This window comes from Streptomyces sp. NPDC005955, from assembly GCF_042871255.1.
Lineage (GTDB): Bacteria > Actinomycetota > Actinomycetes > Streptomycetales > Streptomycetaceae > Streptomyces.
On sequence record NZ_JBIAIF010000003.1, the window covers coordinates 196131 to 211287 of the forward strand.

At 70.7% G+C, this 15157-nt stretch carries 18 protein-coding genes; 9 read left to right on the plus strand and 9 right to left on the minus strand.

Features of this window, described 5'->3' with window-relative positions:
* The first annotated feature begins 217 nt into the window (after positions 1-217).
* Positions 218-1114, plus strand: coding sequence for an ATP-binding cassette domain-containing protein (locus ACFYOU_RS09280; RefSeq protein ID WP_391304398.1), 897 nt, complete (start codon positions 218-220; stop codon positions 1112-1114).
* A complete protein-coding gene (locus tag ACFYOU_RS09285; RefSeq protein WP_391304399.1) occupies positions 1111-1977 on the plus strand; it encodes an ABC transporter permease in 867 nt (288 codons plus the stop codon). The genes ACFYOU_RS09280 and ACFYOU_RS09285 overlap by 4 nt, the downstream gene beginning before the upstream one ends.
* 139 nt (positions 1978-2116) lie before the next feature.
* Here ACFYOU_RS09285 and ACFYOU_RS09290 read toward each other — a convergent pair whose 3' ends face one another.
* Genes ACFYOU_RS09290 through ACFYOU_RS09300 form a run of 3 tightly spaced genes read right to left on the minus strand, consistent with a single transcriptional unit; the run spans position 2117 to position 5093 of the window.
* Positions 2117-2953: a heme ABC transporter ATP-binding protein gene (locus ACFYOU_RS09290; protein WP_389769688.1), complete on the minus strand. Its 837-nt coding sequence runs from the start codon at positions 2951-2953 to the stop codon at positions 2117-2119.
* A complete protein-coding gene (locus ACFYOU_RS09295; RefSeq protein WP_391304401.1) occupies positions 2944-4071 on the minus strand; it encodes an iron chelate uptake ABC transporter family permease subunit in 1128 nt (375 codons plus the stop codon). Before ACFYOU_RS09295 ends, ACFYOU_RS09290 begins: the two co-directional genes overlap by 10 nt.
* A complete protein-coding gene (locus tag ACFYOU_RS09300) occupies positions 4068-5093 on the minus strand; it encodes a hemin ABC transporter substrate-binding protein (RefSeq protein WP_389769600.1) in 1026 nt (341 codons plus the stop codon). Before ACFYOU_RS09300 ends, ACFYOU_RS09295 begins: the two co-directional genes overlap by 4 nt.
* 109 nt (positions 5094-5202) lie before the next feature.
* Here ACFYOU_RS09300 and ACFYOU_RS09305 point away from each other — a divergent pair, with 109 nt between their 5' ends.
* The 3 genes from ACFYOU_RS09305 to ACFYOU_RS09315 all read left to right on the plus strand — a co-directional run bounded on the left by ACFYOU_RS09305 (position 5203) and on the right by ACFYOU_RS09315 (position 10285).
* Positions 5203-6690 (plus strand): HtaA domain-containing protein, encoded by a 1488-nt coding sequence (locus ACFYOU_RS09305; protein WP_391304957.1) that lies wholly within the window; start codon positions 5203-5205, stop codon positions 6688-6690.
* Between the two features lie 49 nt (positions 6691-6739).
* Positions 6740-8446, plus strand: coding sequence for an HtaA domain-containing protein (locus ACFYOU_RS09310; protein ID WP_391304402.1), 1707 nt, complete (start codon positions 6740-6742; stop codon positions 8444-8446).
* Between the two features lie 300 nt (positions 8447-8746).
* Positions 8747-10285 (plus strand): FAD-dependent monooxygenase, encoded by a 1539-nt coding sequence (locus ACFYOU_RS09315; RefSeq protein WP_391304404.1) that lies wholly within the window; start codon positions 8747-8749, stop codon positions 10283-10285.
* Here ACFYOU_RS09315 and ACFYOU_RS09320 read toward each other — a convergent pair.
* From ACFYOU_RS09320 to ACFYOU_RS09340, 5 genes are all read right to left on the minus strand, one after another.
* Positions 10282-10497 (minus strand): DUF397 domain-containing protein, encoded by a 216-nt coding sequence (locus tag ACFYOU_RS09320; RefSeq protein WP_391304406.1) that lies wholly within the window; start codon positions 10495-10497, stop codon positions 10282-10284. The two genes, ACFYOU_RS09315 and ACFYOU_RS09320, sit on opposite strands and share 4 nt — an antisense overlap.
* A gap of 94 nt (positions 10498-10591) precedes the next feature.
* Positions 10592-10792: a DUF397 domain-containing protein gene (locus tag ACFYOU_RS09325; RefSeq protein ID WP_391304408.1), complete on the minus strand. Its 201-nt coding sequence runs from the start codon at positions 10790-10792 to the stop codon at positions 10592-10594.
* A gap of 72 nt (positions 10793-10864) precedes the next feature.
* A complete protein-coding gene (locus ACFYOU_RS09330; protein ID WP_391304410.1) occupies positions 10865-11074 on the minus strand; it encodes a DUF397 domain-containing protein in 210 nt (69 codons plus the stop codon).
* A gap of 121 nt (positions 11075-11195) precedes the next feature.
* The gene (locus ACFYOU_RS09335) at positions 11196-11402 is read right to left on the minus strand and encodes a DUF397 domain-containing protein (protein ID WP_391304412.1); all 207 of its coding nucleotides are present in this window, start codon (positions 11400-11402) and stop codon (positions 11196-11198) included.
* A gap of 5 nt (positions 11403-11407) precedes the next feature.
* Positions 11408-12247, minus strand: coding sequence for a helix-turn-helix domain-containing protein (locus tag ACFYOU_RS09340; protein WP_385761433.1), 840 nt, complete (start codon positions 12245-12247; stop codon positions 11408-11410).
* 105 nt (positions 12248-12352) lie between these two features.
* On the opposite strand from ACFYOU_RS09340, the gene ACFYOU_RS09345 reads away from it, so the two are divergent.
* From ACFYOU_RS09345 to ACFYOU_RS09355, 3 genes are all read left to right on the plus strand, one after another.
* A complete protein-coding gene (locus ACFYOU_RS09345) occupies positions 12353-12610 on the plus strand; it encodes a hypothetical protein (RefSeq protein WP_391304414.1) in 258 nt (85 codons plus the stop codon).
* Entirely contained in the window at positions 12601-12876 is a 276-nt protein-coding gene (locus ACFYOU_RS09350) for a hypothetical protein (RefSeq protein WP_391304416.1), read from the plus strand. The genes ACFYOU_RS09345 and ACFYOU_RS09350 overlap by 10 nt, the downstream gene beginning before the upstream one ends.
* A 400-nt stretch (positions 12877-13276) precedes the next feature.
* Positions 13277-13474 (plus strand): hypothetical protein, encoded by a 198-nt coding sequence (locus ACFYOU_RS09355; protein ID WP_391304417.1) that lies wholly within the window; start codon positions 13277-13279, stop codon positions 13472-13474.
* Here the strand turns inward: ACFYOU_RS09355 and ACFYOU_RS09360 are convergent.
* Positions 13471-14394: a LysR family transcriptional regulator gene (locus ACFYOU_RS09360; RefSeq protein WP_391304419.1), complete on the minus strand. Its 924-nt coding sequence runs from the start codon at positions 14392-14394 to the stop codon at positions 13471-13473. The genes ACFYOU_RS09355 and ACFYOU_RS09360 overlap by 4 nt on opposite strands.
* Positions 14395-14508: 114 nt before the next feature.
* On the opposite strand from ACFYOU_RS09360, the gene ACFYOU_RS09365 reads away from it, so the two are divergent.
* Complete coding sequence (locus tag ACFYOU_RS09365; protein WP_391304959.1) at positions 14509-15036, plus strand: DapH/DapD/GlmU-related protein; 528 nt, start codon at positions 14509-14511, stop codon at positions 15034-15036.
* The last annotated feature ends 121 nt before the right edge of the window (positions 15037-15157 follow it).

Sequence of the window (15157 nt, forward strand, 5' to 3'; positions counted from 1 at the left end):
GGCCCAGTATGCGTTCAGCGGCATCTCATTGCAACGACTTCCCGAGGATCGTTGCCTTCGCCGTCATCGTGGTTGCAATGAAACCTGGCAATCACGCATCTCAGTAAGGGTATTGAGGAGCAAGTCCGTTGACCACCTCCGAGTCGCCCCATAGCTTTCACTCGATTCTGAAAGATCGCGAGGAGGTGCGTTGCGGCGTGCCGGTGGAGGTGAACGGATGACGACGAGCGACGACCCCGAGTTCGCCCTCGAAGCCCACGGACTGCGCATGCGGTACGGAACCCATGACGTGCTGCGCGGGGTGACGTTCCGCGCCCGCCGGGGTGAGGTGCTGGCCCTGCTCGGACCCAACGGCGCGGGCAAGACGACCACGATCGAGATCCTGGAGGGCTTCCGCGCCCGCTCGGCCGGGCGGGCCGCCGTGCTCGGCGTCGATCCGGAACACGGCGACGAACACTGGCGCTCCCGGGTGGGCGTGGTCCTCCAGTCCTGGCGCGACCACGGCAAGTGGCGGGTCGGTGAACTCCTCGCGCACCTGGGCGCCCACTACACCCGGTACGGCACCGGAAAACGCCAACCCCCCTGGGAGAGAGCAGAGTTGCTGAACGCGGTGGGGCTCACCGAACACGCCGACCGGCAGATCCGGACCCTGTCCGGCGGACAGCGGCGCCGACTCGACGTGGCCATCGGCATCGTCGGCCGACCCGAGGTGCTGTTCCTCGACGAGCCGACCGCGGGACTCGACCCCAAGGCCCGGTACGAGTTCCACGACCTGGTCACCTCGCTCGCCGCCGACCGGGCCACCACGGTCCTGCTCACCACCCACGACCTCGCCGAGGCCGACCGGCTCGCCGACCGCATCGTGGTCCTCGCCGGAGGGCAACTGGTCGCCGACGGCACCGCCGCGGAACTCGCCCGACTCATCGCGGGCGAGGACGAGGTGCGGTGGACCCGGGCCGGCCAACGCTTCACCCGATCCGTCGGCGACTCCACCGCCTTCGTCCGCCGACTGTTCGACGCGCACGGCGAGGAGATCGCCGAACTGGAGGTCCACCGGGCCACCCTGGAGGACACCTATCTGAAGCTGGTCGCCGCGGCGGAGGCCGGACGGTGAGCCGGGGCACCGCACCGCGGACGGCACCCGGACCGCTGCGACTCGGCTGGGCGCGGGGGCTCGTGGAGTTCCGGCAGTCCTTCACCAGCGGACCCGACCTCGCCTCCCACCTGGTGTGGCCGCTGCTGATGCTGGTCGCCCTCTGGTACCTGCGCGAGCGGGAGTTCGACGGGACGGACTTCGCCCTGGGCACGCTGGCCCTGCCCGGCATCCTCGGGATGAACATCGCCCTCGGGATGCTGACGATGAGTCAACTCCTCACCGCCGAACGGGAGGACGGCACCCTGCTCCGGGCCAGGGCCGTACCGCACGGCATGCGCGCCTACCTCACCGGCAAGGTCGTGACCGTCACCGGGACGCTCCTCGCGGACCTGCTGATCCTGCTGGTGCCCGGAACGCTGCTCATCGACGGACTGACCGTGGGCGGCGCCGGGTCCTGGCTGACGCTCGCCTGGGTGCTGCCGCTCGGGATGGCGGCGACCCTCCCGGCCGGGGCGGTGCTCGGCGCGCTGTTCACCAGCACCCGGGCCCAGGGACTCGTCCAGATCCCCGTACTGGCGGTGATCGGGATCTCCGGGGTGTTCTACCCGCTGAGCGCACTGCCCGGCTGGACCCAGGCGCTGGCCCAGGTGTTCCCGGTGTACTGGCTCGGGCTCGGCACCCGCTCCGCGCTGCTGCCGGACGCGATGGCCGCCGTCGAGGTGTCCGGGGCCTGGCGCACCGGGCAGACGGTGGGCGTCCTCGCCGCCTGGGCGGTGGTGGGCCTGGCCGTGGCGCCCGTGGTGCTGCGCAGGATGGCCCGCAAGGAGTCGGGCTCCTCGGTGGGCGCCCGCCGCGAACGGGCCATGCAACGCGTCGGCTGAAGCGCACCGCGCTGCGGCCGCCCGCAGCCCGCTCCGGTCGACCGCCCACCGGGGGGCGGGCGGTCGACCGGCCCGGAACCGGTGGCCGGCCGACGGGACGGGAACCGCGGCCGGTCGGCCGCCCGGACCGGGGCCGCGCTCAGTCCCGTCGGGGAACGACCAGCAGCGCGCCGGTACGGGGGTGGGGGAACACCTCGACCGGCTGCCGGTACACCTCCGTCAGGGACGCCTCCGTGAACACCCGCCCGGGCTCGCCCTCGGCTGCGAGCCGGCCCTCCCGCAACACCGCGACCCGGTCCGCGTACGCCGCGGCCAACCCCAGGTCGTGCAGCACCACCACGACCGCGTCACCCGAGGCCGCCCGCTCCCGGCACACCCGCAACACCAGCTCCTGGTGCCGCAGGTCCAGCGCCGCGGTCGGCTCGTCGAGCAGCAGCAGCTGCGCCCGCTGCGCCAGCACCCGGGCCAGCGCGACCCGCGCGCGCTCGCCCCCGCTCAGCCCCGAGAAGGAGCGCCCGGTGAACTCGGTGACCTCGGTCGCCGCCATCGCCGACGCCACGGCCTCCTCGTCCTCGTCCTCCCGTTCGGTGCCGGCCCACGGGGCGCGGCCCATCCGGACGACGTCCTCCACCGGGAACGGGAACGACAGCGTCGCCGCCTGCGGCAGCACCGCCCGCCGCAGGGCGAGGTCCGCGGCCGACCAGTCGGCGGCGGGCCGCCCGGCGATCCGTACCGTGCCCTCGGCGGGCTCCTGGTCGGCGGCGAGCGCGGCGAGCAGGGTGGACTTCCCCGCGCCGTTCGGCCCGACGAGCGCCAGCACCTCACCGGCCCGCGCGGTGACACTGACCTCCGAGAGCACCGGCCGGGCCCCGAGCCGCACGCTCAACTCCTGTGCCTCGGCGAGCACCTCACCGGGCGCGACCGGGTCGGGCAGCTTCCGCGTCCGGGTGGCGAACAGCGACGTGATCACGCCCAGCCTCCTTGCTTGCGACGGGTCCGGCGCAACAGCCAGAAGAAGAACGGGCTGCCGAACAGGGCGGTGAGCACCCCGAGCGGCAGTTCGGCGGGGGCGGCGACGGTACGGGCCGCGAGGTCGGCGCTCACCAGCACCAACCCGCCGCCCAGCGCACTGCCCGGCACCAGGAACCGGTGCCCCGGCCCCGCCGCCATCCGCAGCAGGTGCGGCACGAGCAGCCCCACGAAGGTGATGATCCCCGCCACCGCGACGGCGGCGGCCGTGAGCAGCGCCACCACCAGGATCATGGTGATCCGCAGCCGCTCCACGTCGACGCCCAGGTGCCGGGCGGGACGTTCGCCGAGGGCGAGCAGATCGAGCTTGCGGGCCGACAGCGGGGCGACCAGCAGCCCCAACAGCGCACAGGGCAGTACGGCGAGCACCTTGGGCCAGGTGGCTTGGGAGAGCGAGCCCAACTGCCAGAAGGTGATCTGGGTGATCGCCGAGTTGTCCGCGAAGAACACCGACAGACCGATCAGCGCGCCGGCGAACGCGTTGACGGCGATACCGGTCAGGATCAGCGTCACCACCTCGGTCCGGCCGCCGGAGCGCGACAGCAGGTAGACCAGGCTCACCGTGACGAGCCCCGCGACGAACGCCGCCGCGGTGACCGTCCAGTTGCCGAGGAACGACAGTCCGAACGCGATGGCCACCACCGCACCGACCGCCGCGCCGGCCGAGATGCCGATCACTCCCGGCTCGGCCAACGGGTTGCCGAAGACGCCCTGCATCAGGGCGCCCGCACAGCCGAGCGAGGCACCGACCAGCAGCGCCAGCACCACCCGCGGCAGCCGCACGTTCCACAGCACGCTCTCGCCGACCCGGTCCAACGCCTCGCCGCCGAGCCCCATCCGGTGCTGCACCGAACCGAGGATGTCCGCCATCGGGATGTGGTAGGCGCCGGTCCCGGCGGAGACCAGGGCCATCACCAGCACGGCGGCGATCAGACCGACCGTCAGCAGGGACGCCGCGCCCCGCCGTTTCGGGGGCGCCGCCGCCTTGCCGGTCCCGTCGGCGCCCTCGGCCGGCGGGGTCTTCGCGGGCGCGCCCGGGCCGCCGGACCCGGCGAGCGTGGTCACTGGGCGCCGTCCTTCGCGTAGAGCTGGTCCACCAGGCTCTGGAGCACCTGGTCGGTGCGGGGACCGTAGTTGAGCATCACGCCGTCGTCGATGGACACGATCCTGCGGTCCATCCCCGCGGGCGTCTCGGCGACGCCGGGGATCTTCACCAGACCGTCCACGCCGCCGACCGACTTCAGACCCTTGGTCATCACCAGGACGGCGTCCGGGGCGGCCTCGGCGAGCGCTTCGCTGGTGATGGGCGTGAAGTCCTTGTCGAGACCGGACGCCTTGCCGGCGTCGACCGCGCCCGCCGCCTCCAGCAGCGAGGCGGCGCCGGAGTCCCGGCCGCCCAACAGGTACACGGACGCGGAACCGCGCACGTAGAGGAACGCGACCCGGGGCCGGTCCGCCGCGGCGGCGGGCTTCGGGATGTCCGCCTGGACCTTCTCGATGCGCTCCTGGGTGCGGGCGACGAGTGCGTCTCCCGCCTCGGGCACGCCCAGCGTCCGGGCGACCGCCTCGATGCGGGTGCTCACGTCGGCGAGCCCCTTGGCCGCCTCGTAGACGACGAGGGGGATGCCGGCGTCCCGGATCTGGTCGATCGCCTCGACCGGGCCGGTGGTGGAGTCGGCGAGGATGACCGTCGGCCGCAGGGACAGCACGGACTCCGCCGAGACGTCGTGCGCCCGGGTCACCACCGGGAGGTCGGCGGCCTGTTCGAAGGTCGCGGTGATGTCCTTCGCGACGACCTTCTCACCGAGCCCGAGGGTGAACACGATCTCGTTGAGGCTGCCGCTCAGCGGAACGATCCGGCTGACGTCGGTGACCTTCACCCGGCGTCCGTCGGCCGACTCCACCGTGGCCGGAAGTTGCGGTCGTGCCGTCTGGGTCAGCGGCTCCACCCGGTCGGCTGCGGTCGTCGCGCGGGCCTTCGCCGGGGCGCCGTCGTCGTCGTCCTGGGAACCGCCGCAGCCGGTGAGGGCAAGGGCGAGGACGACGGTGAAGACGCCTGCCAGTCGTGGGATGCGCACGAATCGCACCGTCCTGTCGTGCTTGTCATGAGGTTGGGGTGACCGAAGGGTTCCGGCCACGTCCGGGATAGTTTAGGTTAGCCTTACCTTAATGACCAGGCCCGAGGAGGGGGGATCGATGCTGTCCGGACGGGTTACCCGTACGGTTGCCGCCACGGCGGGCGCCGCACTCATGGGAGTGCTGTTGCTGCCCGCGTCGACGGCGCACGCACAAGAGCGCACGGTGAACGGAGGTCGACTGGACTGGGGACTCAAGTCCTCGTTCCAGCGGTACGTCACCGGGCCCATCGCCAAGGGGAACTTCTCCCTGCAAGGCGGCGCTGCGACCGTCGGCGGAAGTCAGTTCCGCTTCCATTCGGCGAACGGCACCTACGACCCCGACACCGGAGCGTTCCGGGCCGGCTTCACGGGCGGGGTGCGGTTCACCGGCCACCAGAAGCCGAGCGGCGAACTCCAGCTCGACCTCACCATCTCACGGCCCACGGTCCGGATCTCCGGCGGGTCAGGCACCCTCTACGCCGACATGGTGAGCAAGGAACTGAAGACCGGGAAGGTGTCGAACCTCTCCCAGGTGCCCATGGCCTCGCTGAACCTCTCCGGCGTCAACATGCGCGGCGGCGGCTCCCCGATCGCCCTCACCAACATCCCGGCGACGCTCACCACCCAGGGCGCCAAGGCGTTCGCCGGCTACTACACCGCCGGTACGGAGTTGGACCCGCTCAGCCTGTCCGTGGACGTCAAGGCCCCGGACCGGCCGGCCCGGCAGCAGCCCGCCGAGAAGCCCGCGAAGTCCGCCGAGCCCCGCAAGAAGGACGACGAGCAGCAGAAGGCCGACCGCAAGAAGGACGACGAGCGCGACCGGAAGAAGCCCGCCGCCAAGGCGGGCCGCGTCCAGGACGCGGCCGTCGACTGGGGCGTGCGCCGCACCTTCCGCGAGTACGTCACCGGCTCCATCGCCAACGGCAAGTGGACCCTCGCCGACGGTGCCCAGGACGGCGGAGCGCTGTTCCGCTTCCCCAAGGGCACCGGCACGTACGAGAAGAAGGCCCTCGACGCCACCTTCGACGGGTCCCTCCGCTTCACCGGTGACCACGGCCTCGACCTGACCCTCAGCAAGGTCGCGGTGACCACCAAGGGCGCCGAGGGCACCCTGTACGCCGATGTGAAGAGCTCCGACCTGAAGGACACGAAGGTCCCGCTGGTGACCTTCGACACCGCCGGCCTCAAGACCACCGACGGACTCGTCACGGTCACCGAGGCCCCGGCCCGACTCACCGCCGGCGGCGCCAAGGCGTTCGGCGGCATGTACAAGGCCGGAACGCAGATGGACCCCGTCTCCCTCGCGGTCGCCCTCGACGCCAAGGCACAACTCCCCGCGCTGCCCGACCTCGGCAGCGACCCCTCGCCGAGCGCCACCCCCGAGAAGCCCGCGTCCCCCGCCGCGGACCAGCAGGCGGACGCCACCGAGAAGACCGCGTCCAGCAAGGACTCCTCCGGATTCCCCGTGGTCCCCGTGGCCGCCGGTGCGGGCGGCGCCCTGTTCCTGGCCGCCGTCGCCTACGTGATCGTCCGCGCCCGCCGCGGCAAGGCGACCCCCGGCAGCTGACCCCCTTCCCCCTCCCCTCCCCCCGAACGTTCCAAGGAGACCCCCGACCATGGCAGCTCCCCGCCGCCGCCCGACAGCGCTCGTGGTGTGCGCCGCGACCGCGGTGACCCTGGGCGCCACCGCCCTGGCCCTCCCCGCCGTGGCCGCCGACGCGGCCCCCGCCGCCGCCCCGCCGATCGGTCTGAAGAACGGCACCCTCGACTGGGGCTTCAAGGAGTCGTTCCGCAAGTACCTGGTCTCGCCGGTCGCCCAGGGCAAGATCACCGTCTCCGACGGGGCCCAGCAGGGCGCCGGCAACGGCCCGTTCACCTTCGTGGACGGCACCGGCACCTACGACCGGACCTCGCACGCCGTGGACACCACGTTCAAGGGCAGCGTGCGGTTCGAGGGCCACCACGGCGTGCTCGACATCGTCCTGTCCGACCTGAAGGTCAAGACCACCCGGACCGACGGCACGATCTCCGCGGACGTCACCTCGAAGAAGGACGGCCGGACCACGACCGACCAGGACGTGCCGCTCGCCGTGCTGACCCTCACCGGCGTCCGGCCCGGCTCGGGCCCGGGCGGCGCGATGGTCTTCAAGGACATCCCCGCGAAGCTCACCGCGGGCGGGGCGAAGGCGTTCCAGAACTTCTACCAGGCGGGCGACGCGCTCGACCCGGCGACCCTCACCGTCACCCCCGACGCGGGCGGCACGCCGAGCGGCACGCCGTCCGGCACCCCTTCGGGCACCCCCTCCGGTGAGCCCTCGGGCACCCCTTCGGGCACTCCGTCCGGCGAACCGTCCGGCACTCCCTCGGGCACCCCGTCCGGGAACCCCACCGGCGGGACCAACGGCGGGACCAACGGCGGCGGAACGAACGGCGGGTCCAACGGCGGGTCGACGGGCGGTCCGTCCAAGGAGCCGAGCGGGACCCCGTCCACGCCCGGTGAGCCCGGTACCGACCAGCCGAACGACGTCGCGCACGGTGTCCTGTCCTGGGGCATGAAGGAGTCCTTCCGCAGGTACATCAAGTCCGGCGGTTCCATCAAGCTCTCGGAAAGCGCCGTCGACCAGGGCGACTACTTCGACTTCCCGTACGCCAAGGGCGACCTCGACTCCGACGCCCGCAAGCTGGACATGTCCTTCGACGGCACCATGCAGTTCCTGTTCCCGAGCCACACCATCGACATGGCCTTCACCGACATCCGGGTCAAGACCTCCGGTGACCAGGGCGTCCTGATCGTCGACGTCATCACCCCCCAGCGCACCAACCAGGACGTCGAGTTCGCGACGCTGGACCTGTCCGGCATCTCGTACGAGGTCAAGGACGAGGTGCTGTTCCTCGACGAGATCCCGACCGCGTTCACGGCCGAGGGCGCCCAGCAGTTCGCCAACGACACCGTGGGCTCCATGTACGAGGAGGGCATGGAGATCGACCCGGTGACCATCGCCCTGGGGCTCACCGACGACGTCGAGATCCCCGAGGGTTCCGGTGGCGCCTCCGGTTCCGGTGCGTCCGGCTCCGGCGGCACGTCCGGCGGTTCCGCGGGCGGCTCGACCGGTGGTTCTGCCGGTGGCTCCGCCGGCGGGTCCGTGGGCGGCTCGGCCGGAGGTTCCGCGGGCGGTTCCGCCGGCGGCTCGGCGGGCGGCTCCGGGGCACTGGCTTCGACCGGCGCGAACGTTCCCACGGGGTCCCTGCTCGCGGGTGCGGGAGCGATCGTCGCGGCCGGTGCCGCAACGGTGTTCGCGGTGCGCCGCCGCACCACCAACTGACCCCCGGGCTCCCCGTCGAGCCCCACCAGCACAGAGCCCCGCCGTTCCGGAGGATGGAACGGCGGGGCTCTGTCGTACGGGCGAACGAGGGTCGACAGCAGAGGAACGAAAGACCGGACGGTGCACGCAGGGCACCGGGGACGCCCCCTCTTCGCCGTGCTCAACGTATAGCGCACCGGGGGGCTTGCGGCAAGCCCCCCGAAATGACGCAGAATCCACGGCCGAGGCCATCAACTTCAGCCAGGGAGCAGCGATATGGGTGTGTTGTCGTCAACGATCGGACCGCGCGGGGAACAGCCGGTGACGGACGCCGATGTGATCGTCGTGGGCGCCGGCCCGGCGGGGCTGATGCTCGCCGGTGAACTGGGCCTGGCCGGCGTACGGGCCCTCGTCCTGGAACGGCGGACGCAGCGCGGGGAGATCCCCAAGGCCAACGGGCTCGGCGGGCAGATCCTGGAACTCCTCCACTACCGAGGACTGCTGGACCGGTTCGAAGCAGCCTGTTCCGGACCCAGCCACCCGGCCCCGCAGTACCCCTTCGGAGGCGTGCACGTCGACTTCTCGTCCCTGCCGCACCCCCCGCTGCGGGGGCTGACGCTTCCCCAACCGGAACTGGAGCGCCTGCTCGACGAACGCGCCCGCGAACTCGGTGCCGAGGTGCGCTGGGGGCAGGAGATCATCGACGTCGCCCAGGACGACACCACGGTGACCGCACAGGTGCGCGGCGCGGACGGTTCGTACCAGCTACGGGCCCGGTACCTGGTGGGCTGCGACGGCGGGCGCAGCACGGTCCGCGACGGCGCGGGCATCGCGTTCCCCGGCACCACCCATCCGGAGGTCAACCGGCTCGGTCAGCTCACCCTGCACGAGTCGGTGACCCGACACGACGACGGTGACGTCGACGTCCCCGGGCTGGGCCGGGTCCACGCGGGGGCCTTCGTCCGGACGGACCGCGGTGTCTTCGGGTTCGGCTGGCTCACCCCGGAGGTCATGCTGCTCTCCACCACCGAGGACGAGACGACCGACCTCGCGGACGACGTGCCGATGACCTTGACCGAACTCCAGGACAGCATCCGCCACGTGCTCGGTGCGGAGTTCCCGTTGGGCGAGCCGCGCAGGCTGTCGCGCTACACGTTCCAGGCCCGGCAGGCCGAGCGCTACCGTGACGGGCGGGTCTTCCTGGCCGGCGACGCGGCCCATCTGTTCCCCGCGACGGGCGTGGGCCTCAACGCGGGTCTGCTCGACACGGTCAACCTCGCCTGGAAGCTGGCCGCGGACCTCCACGGGTGGGCGCCGCCCGCGCTGTTGGACACGTACCACCGCGAACGCCACTTCGCCGGCGCGCGCACCTTGAAGCACACCCAGGCCCAGGTGGCGTTGCGGCGCGGACAGGACCCGGCCGCCGAAGCACTCCGGGACGTCTTCCTGGAACTGTTCGCCGACGAGCAGCCGTTGCGCCGCGTCGGGGCCCTCATCGCCGGTACGGACATCCGCTACCCGTTGCCCAACCCCAACGGACACCCCCTGACCGGCGCCTTCGCCCCCGACCTCACCCTGCACGTCGACCGGGGCACCACCAGCCTCGCCGAACTCACGCGCACCGCACGGCCGGTCCTCCTCGACCTCGCCGACCGCTCGGACCTCCGCGAGACGGCCCGGCCCTGGCGCGACCGGATCGACGTCCACACCGCCAAGGCCGATGACCGCCCGGCCGACGCCTTGCTGGTCCGCCCGGACGCGCACGTCGCCTGGGCCGCGACCCCCGACGAACCCGAGGCCACGGCGGTGCGCGGCTTGCGCGACGCCCTCACGGACTGGTTCGGCGCGCCGTCCCGCTAGGCGTTGGTGCCGGAGCGTGCGAGGGTGACGAGTCCGGCGAACGCGGAGACGGACACGTTCAGCACGGGTCCGTCGGGGTTCTTGCTGTCGCGGACGGGGACGATGCCGGTCGCGGGGGCGTTGGACGGTGCCCACTCGACGCAAGCGCCGCCGTTGTCGGTGCTGTGCGAGGACTTGACCCACGGTGCGGGGGAGTTGGTCGTGGCCGTCACAGAGTGCCCTCTCGTGGCTGTGTGATCGCCGGCCCTTCCGCGAGGTAGTTGCCTCCGGGGCGTGAGGCAGCGGGGCTCGGGTCGTGTTGGCTTCTTACAACTCGACGGCCCGGGCGAGGGCGACGAGCCCAGCGAACGCGTCGGTGGAGAACATCAGCACGGGTCCGTTCGGGTTCTTGGAGTCTCGGAGGGGGACCACACCGGTTGCGGACGCATCCGACGGTGCCCACTCGACGCACTGACCACCGTTGCCGCTGTACGAGGACTTGATCCACTCAAGGGGTGCGGTCGTCATGGGGTGCCCTTTCGTAGCGGATGGATCGTCTGCTGTTCCGGAGGATGGAGCGGCGGGGCTTGCAAGCGTGCGCTACTGGTTCGCGGCCCGGGCGAGGGTGACGAGTCCGGCGAATGCGGTGGCGGATACGTTCAGCACGGGTCCGTCGGGGTTCTTGCTGTCGCGGACGTGGACGAGGCCGGTCGCGGAGGCGTGCATGGGGGCCCATTCGACACAGGAACCACCGTTGTCAACGCTGTAGGAGGACTTGACCCACAGGGTGGGGGAGTCGGTTTTGGTCATCACAGGGTGCCCTTCCGTAGGTGTTCGATCGGTGGCTCTGGTGTGATGACTCCCCGTTGAGGCGGGATCGCAAAAGCCCCGCCGTTCCGGAGGATGGAACGGCGGGGCGCATGCGCGGTCGCTACAGGTTCGCGGAGCGCGCGAGGGTGACGAGTCCGGCGAACGCGGTGGCGGACACGTTCAGCATGGGTCCGTCGGGGTTCTTGCTGTCGCGGACGGGGACGATGCCGGTTGCGGATGTGTTGGACGGTGCCCACTCGACGCAGGCGCCACCGTTCTGAGTGCTGTAGGAGGACTTGACCCATCTCAGCGTGGGGGAGTTGGTCATGGCCATCACAAAGTGCCCTTCCGTAGCCGTTCGATCATGGCGACAGACTCCGCTTGGGACGCTGCCTCAGTCTGTAGCCGATGGTAGTTCCTCATCAGCGGCAGAACGGAGGACAAGTCGCGGTCCAGATGTCCTTGGGTCTGGGACTCCGCGTAAGACATCAGAGACCGATCGGCCATCGTCAAGAGATAGACCAGTCGACTGAACGGCTTCCGCTCTGCCATGGAGTACGGGGCGATCTGAAGCGAGGTGTTCGACTGCCGGGCGAACTCGACCAGCCGCGCCAACTGAGCATCCATGACTGCTGGCCCGCCGATGGGATTGCGGACACAGCTCTCGTCCAGGACGGCGAAGATGATCGGCGAGGGCGATCGTGCAAGCGTCGCTTGCTGCTCAATCTGGACGTTGACACGCTCAGCCGCTTGCTCGGGTGTGATGTCGCCTCGCTCGACCACACCGTCCGCAAGTGTCTGTGCGTACTCCCGGGTCTGAAGTAGCCCCGGGATAAGGCCAGATTCGAAGATCCTGATCTCAGCCGCACGAGTCTGGAACCCCACGTACTCAGGGAACCCCTCCAGCAGGCTTCCATGCTGCATCTCGTGCCACTGACGTACGAATGTGGCATCCGTACCCGTCAGGCCAAACGCCGTGTCGACAACCTTCGCAAAGTGTAAAGAAGGCGACTTGCGCGTAGTTTCAACTCCTGAAATATGCCCGCTGGATACGCCAGTGAGTTTGGACAGTTGCGCTTGCGTCCAGCCGCGCTTCTCACGTGAGCTGCGTAGACGGGCTCCGAATGCTGCCTGCGGCGACGCGTCCGGGTTCAAATCCTTGCGGTTCACCATCGATCCCCCAACTGATCTGTCCTCGCAGCCACGTTGATTGGGTTCCGGCCCTAGGTCACTGTGAGTGCTCCGGGTAGTGATGTCACTACGGAGAGGAGCGAACTCGTGTCCCGGAAGAAGGTAGCGGAACCGCAACCCCAACTGCGCGTTGGCGAACTCGCGTACGACACCGCCCGCGCCGCGCTGGGGGTGGTCATGGCTACGGACACCGCCGGGCGGTACTCCCTCCGGCCGCCCCGGGGTGGGGTCGAGTGGGACGCGCCGTACGAGGACGTTCGTCCCGCCACCGTGACGGACCAGTTGCGGCCCGCGCTGACCGAGGTCAACACCCGCAGCAGGTACGGGGGTTCGCCGTGGGGGTGACCAGGGTGTTCCGGCACGTCACCTGGACGTTGAAACGGTTGGAGTTCTGGGGGGTCGGCGCGCACATCCAGTGCGTGTCGGGGACCCCGCAGTGCGGCGCCACCTCACCCGCGGAACGGCGAACGCCGGACGGTGTGCTCACGTGGGCCGAAGAACACCTGCGCCGGACCGGCCACCGACGCTACGACCGGGTCCTGTTCGACACCGTCCAGTGGGACCCGCCCGAGGACGTCGACCCGCGCACCATCAAAGGAGTGACCACGTGAGGTGGCGTTCGTACGCCGTCGCACTGTTCCTCTGGGGCGCGTTCCTCGTCGCGGTGATCCTGCTGTGCGCCCTGGCGCTGGACCAGCGCTGAGATCTGGACGGACCACCACCAGCCCCGCCCCGGGTGGCGGTGCCGCAACCGGCACCGCGGAGGACTCACGGGGCGGTCACCCCCTCGGATCGTCGTGCCCGCCACACGACCCGGGGGAAGGGGGAGCGGGACCGCATGCCCGCCCCCGGCCCCGGCCGTTGCCCGTGCCCGCACGGCCGGGGCCCCGAAACCACCGAACGGCTCGCCGGGGTACGGCAGCCGGACGGGCGGGGCCCTGCCCCCTCAGCCGGAGACCTGACCATGGACCACCGCATCACGAGCCCCGAGCACTGCGCGGAGGCGTCGGCATGACCCGTGACGCGCTCACCAGCGAACCCCCCGTACCGTCCGGCGCACACTGCTGCATCTGCGGGCAGTGGACCGTGGCACCCGTGGTGATCGGATACAGCAGTGCGAGCGGGCCGGCGTTCGTCACGCACCGGGTGTGCCCGCAGCACCTGAACACGAGGGGTCCCTGCACCACGGACCACGGCAGCGACACCTAGAGCGTGTCCGGTGCCCATGCGTCGTCCGGGGTGTGCGGCCCTGAGGCGCGCAGATGGTCGCGTAGCGCGGTCAGCACGGGGTGCTGGTCCCCGATCCGGGACAACAGCACGTGCGTGTACACCGGGGTCGGTTCGTGCAACGGGATGCGCCGCAGGTCGTGGGTCTGCGGCCACAGGTACCGGTCCCCCCTGCCGACCAGGGTGGCCAGCGAGGCCGACTCGGCCAGCGCGTCCATCAGGGCCTCGTCACCGAAGTGGGGGCCGAGCGCGTCGATGCTGAGACCAAAGGCCTCGGACAGCGCCTGGTAGAAGGCCGCCCACTCCGTGCCCGGTCTGATCCCGGGGATCCAGATGCGGTGGCCGGCCAGATCCGACGGCCTGACCCAAGGCGCCTTCGCCAAGGGGTGGCCGGGCCCGACCAGGAGCTCCAGGGGCGCGTCCAGGAGGGGTTCGGCGCTGATCCCGGCGGGAACCTGGTCCACCGGCAGGGCGCGGAAGGACGCGTCGATGGTTCCTTCGAGCACCGCCTGCGCGGCCTGCGCGGCATTCTCGTTGCTCAGTGTGACCGCGTTCAGGCTCATCTCGGGGTGGGAGCGGTAGAACCGGTAGACGGCCTGGGCCGGAGCGATGCGCCGGTTGAGGACATCGACGCGCAGGGGTCGGCTGCCGGGGCGCACCGCCTGTTCGGCCTGCTCGAAGGCTGCGAGGACCTTCTTGGCGTGCGGCAGGAAGACCTGCCCGTCCAGACTCAGCCGGGAGCCTCGCGAGGTTCGCACCAGGAGCATGACCTCAAGGTGCCTCTCCAAGGCGGCGATCCGCTTGGAGACCGCCTGCTGACTGATCCCGAGCTCGTCCGCCGCTGCCTGGAACTGGCCGGTCTCGGCGACGGCCGCGAACGTCCGCAGCGCTTCAACATCCACGGTCCCACTCTAGTTCCACAACCACGGGTTGTTCCTGGTGTGGTGCAGGGTTGTTTGATCGAGTGTTCCGCGCAGTGGTGGGATCAGTGCATGTCTACCCGCACAGAGCAGATCATGTATGTCCGGACGGCCGAGTTCGCGCGCCATGCGGAGCGGATCGTGGAAGTGACCGACGTGACGTCTCGACTGAACGTGCTGCCGTTCAGCGACGGAGAAGGTCGTGCAGAACTACTTTCCGTTGTGTTCGGTGGCCCGCTGCCGGAGTCGGTGACGATCTACCCGCCGTTCTTCACCGAGTGCGGGCTCAACACGACGTTCGGGGAGAACGTCTTCGTCAACCAGGGATGCACCTTCATGGACAAGGGAGGTATCCGCATCGGGAACGGCGTCATGATCGCCCCGAAGGTCAGCCTCATCACCGGCGGCCATCCGCTGCCCCTGGCCGAGCGCCGCGAGTACCTCTCCTACGCCCCGATCGTCATCGAGGACGACGTCTGGATCGGGACGGCTGCCGTGATCACGCAGGGGGTGACCATAGGCGCCGGTGCGGTGGTCGCTGCGGGTGCGGTGGTCACGCGTGACGTTCCCGTCGGTGCCGTGGTCGCGGGAGTGCCCGCCCGAGTGATCAAGCAGATCGGCTGAGCCCGGCCGATCGGCCGTTCCCGCGTGGGCTGACCAGGACGATCCACCACGCCGTGGACGGTCAGGGCCGACCCCTGGCCGTCGTCGCGACGCCGTCCGCGGCCCACGACGAGTGGCGGTG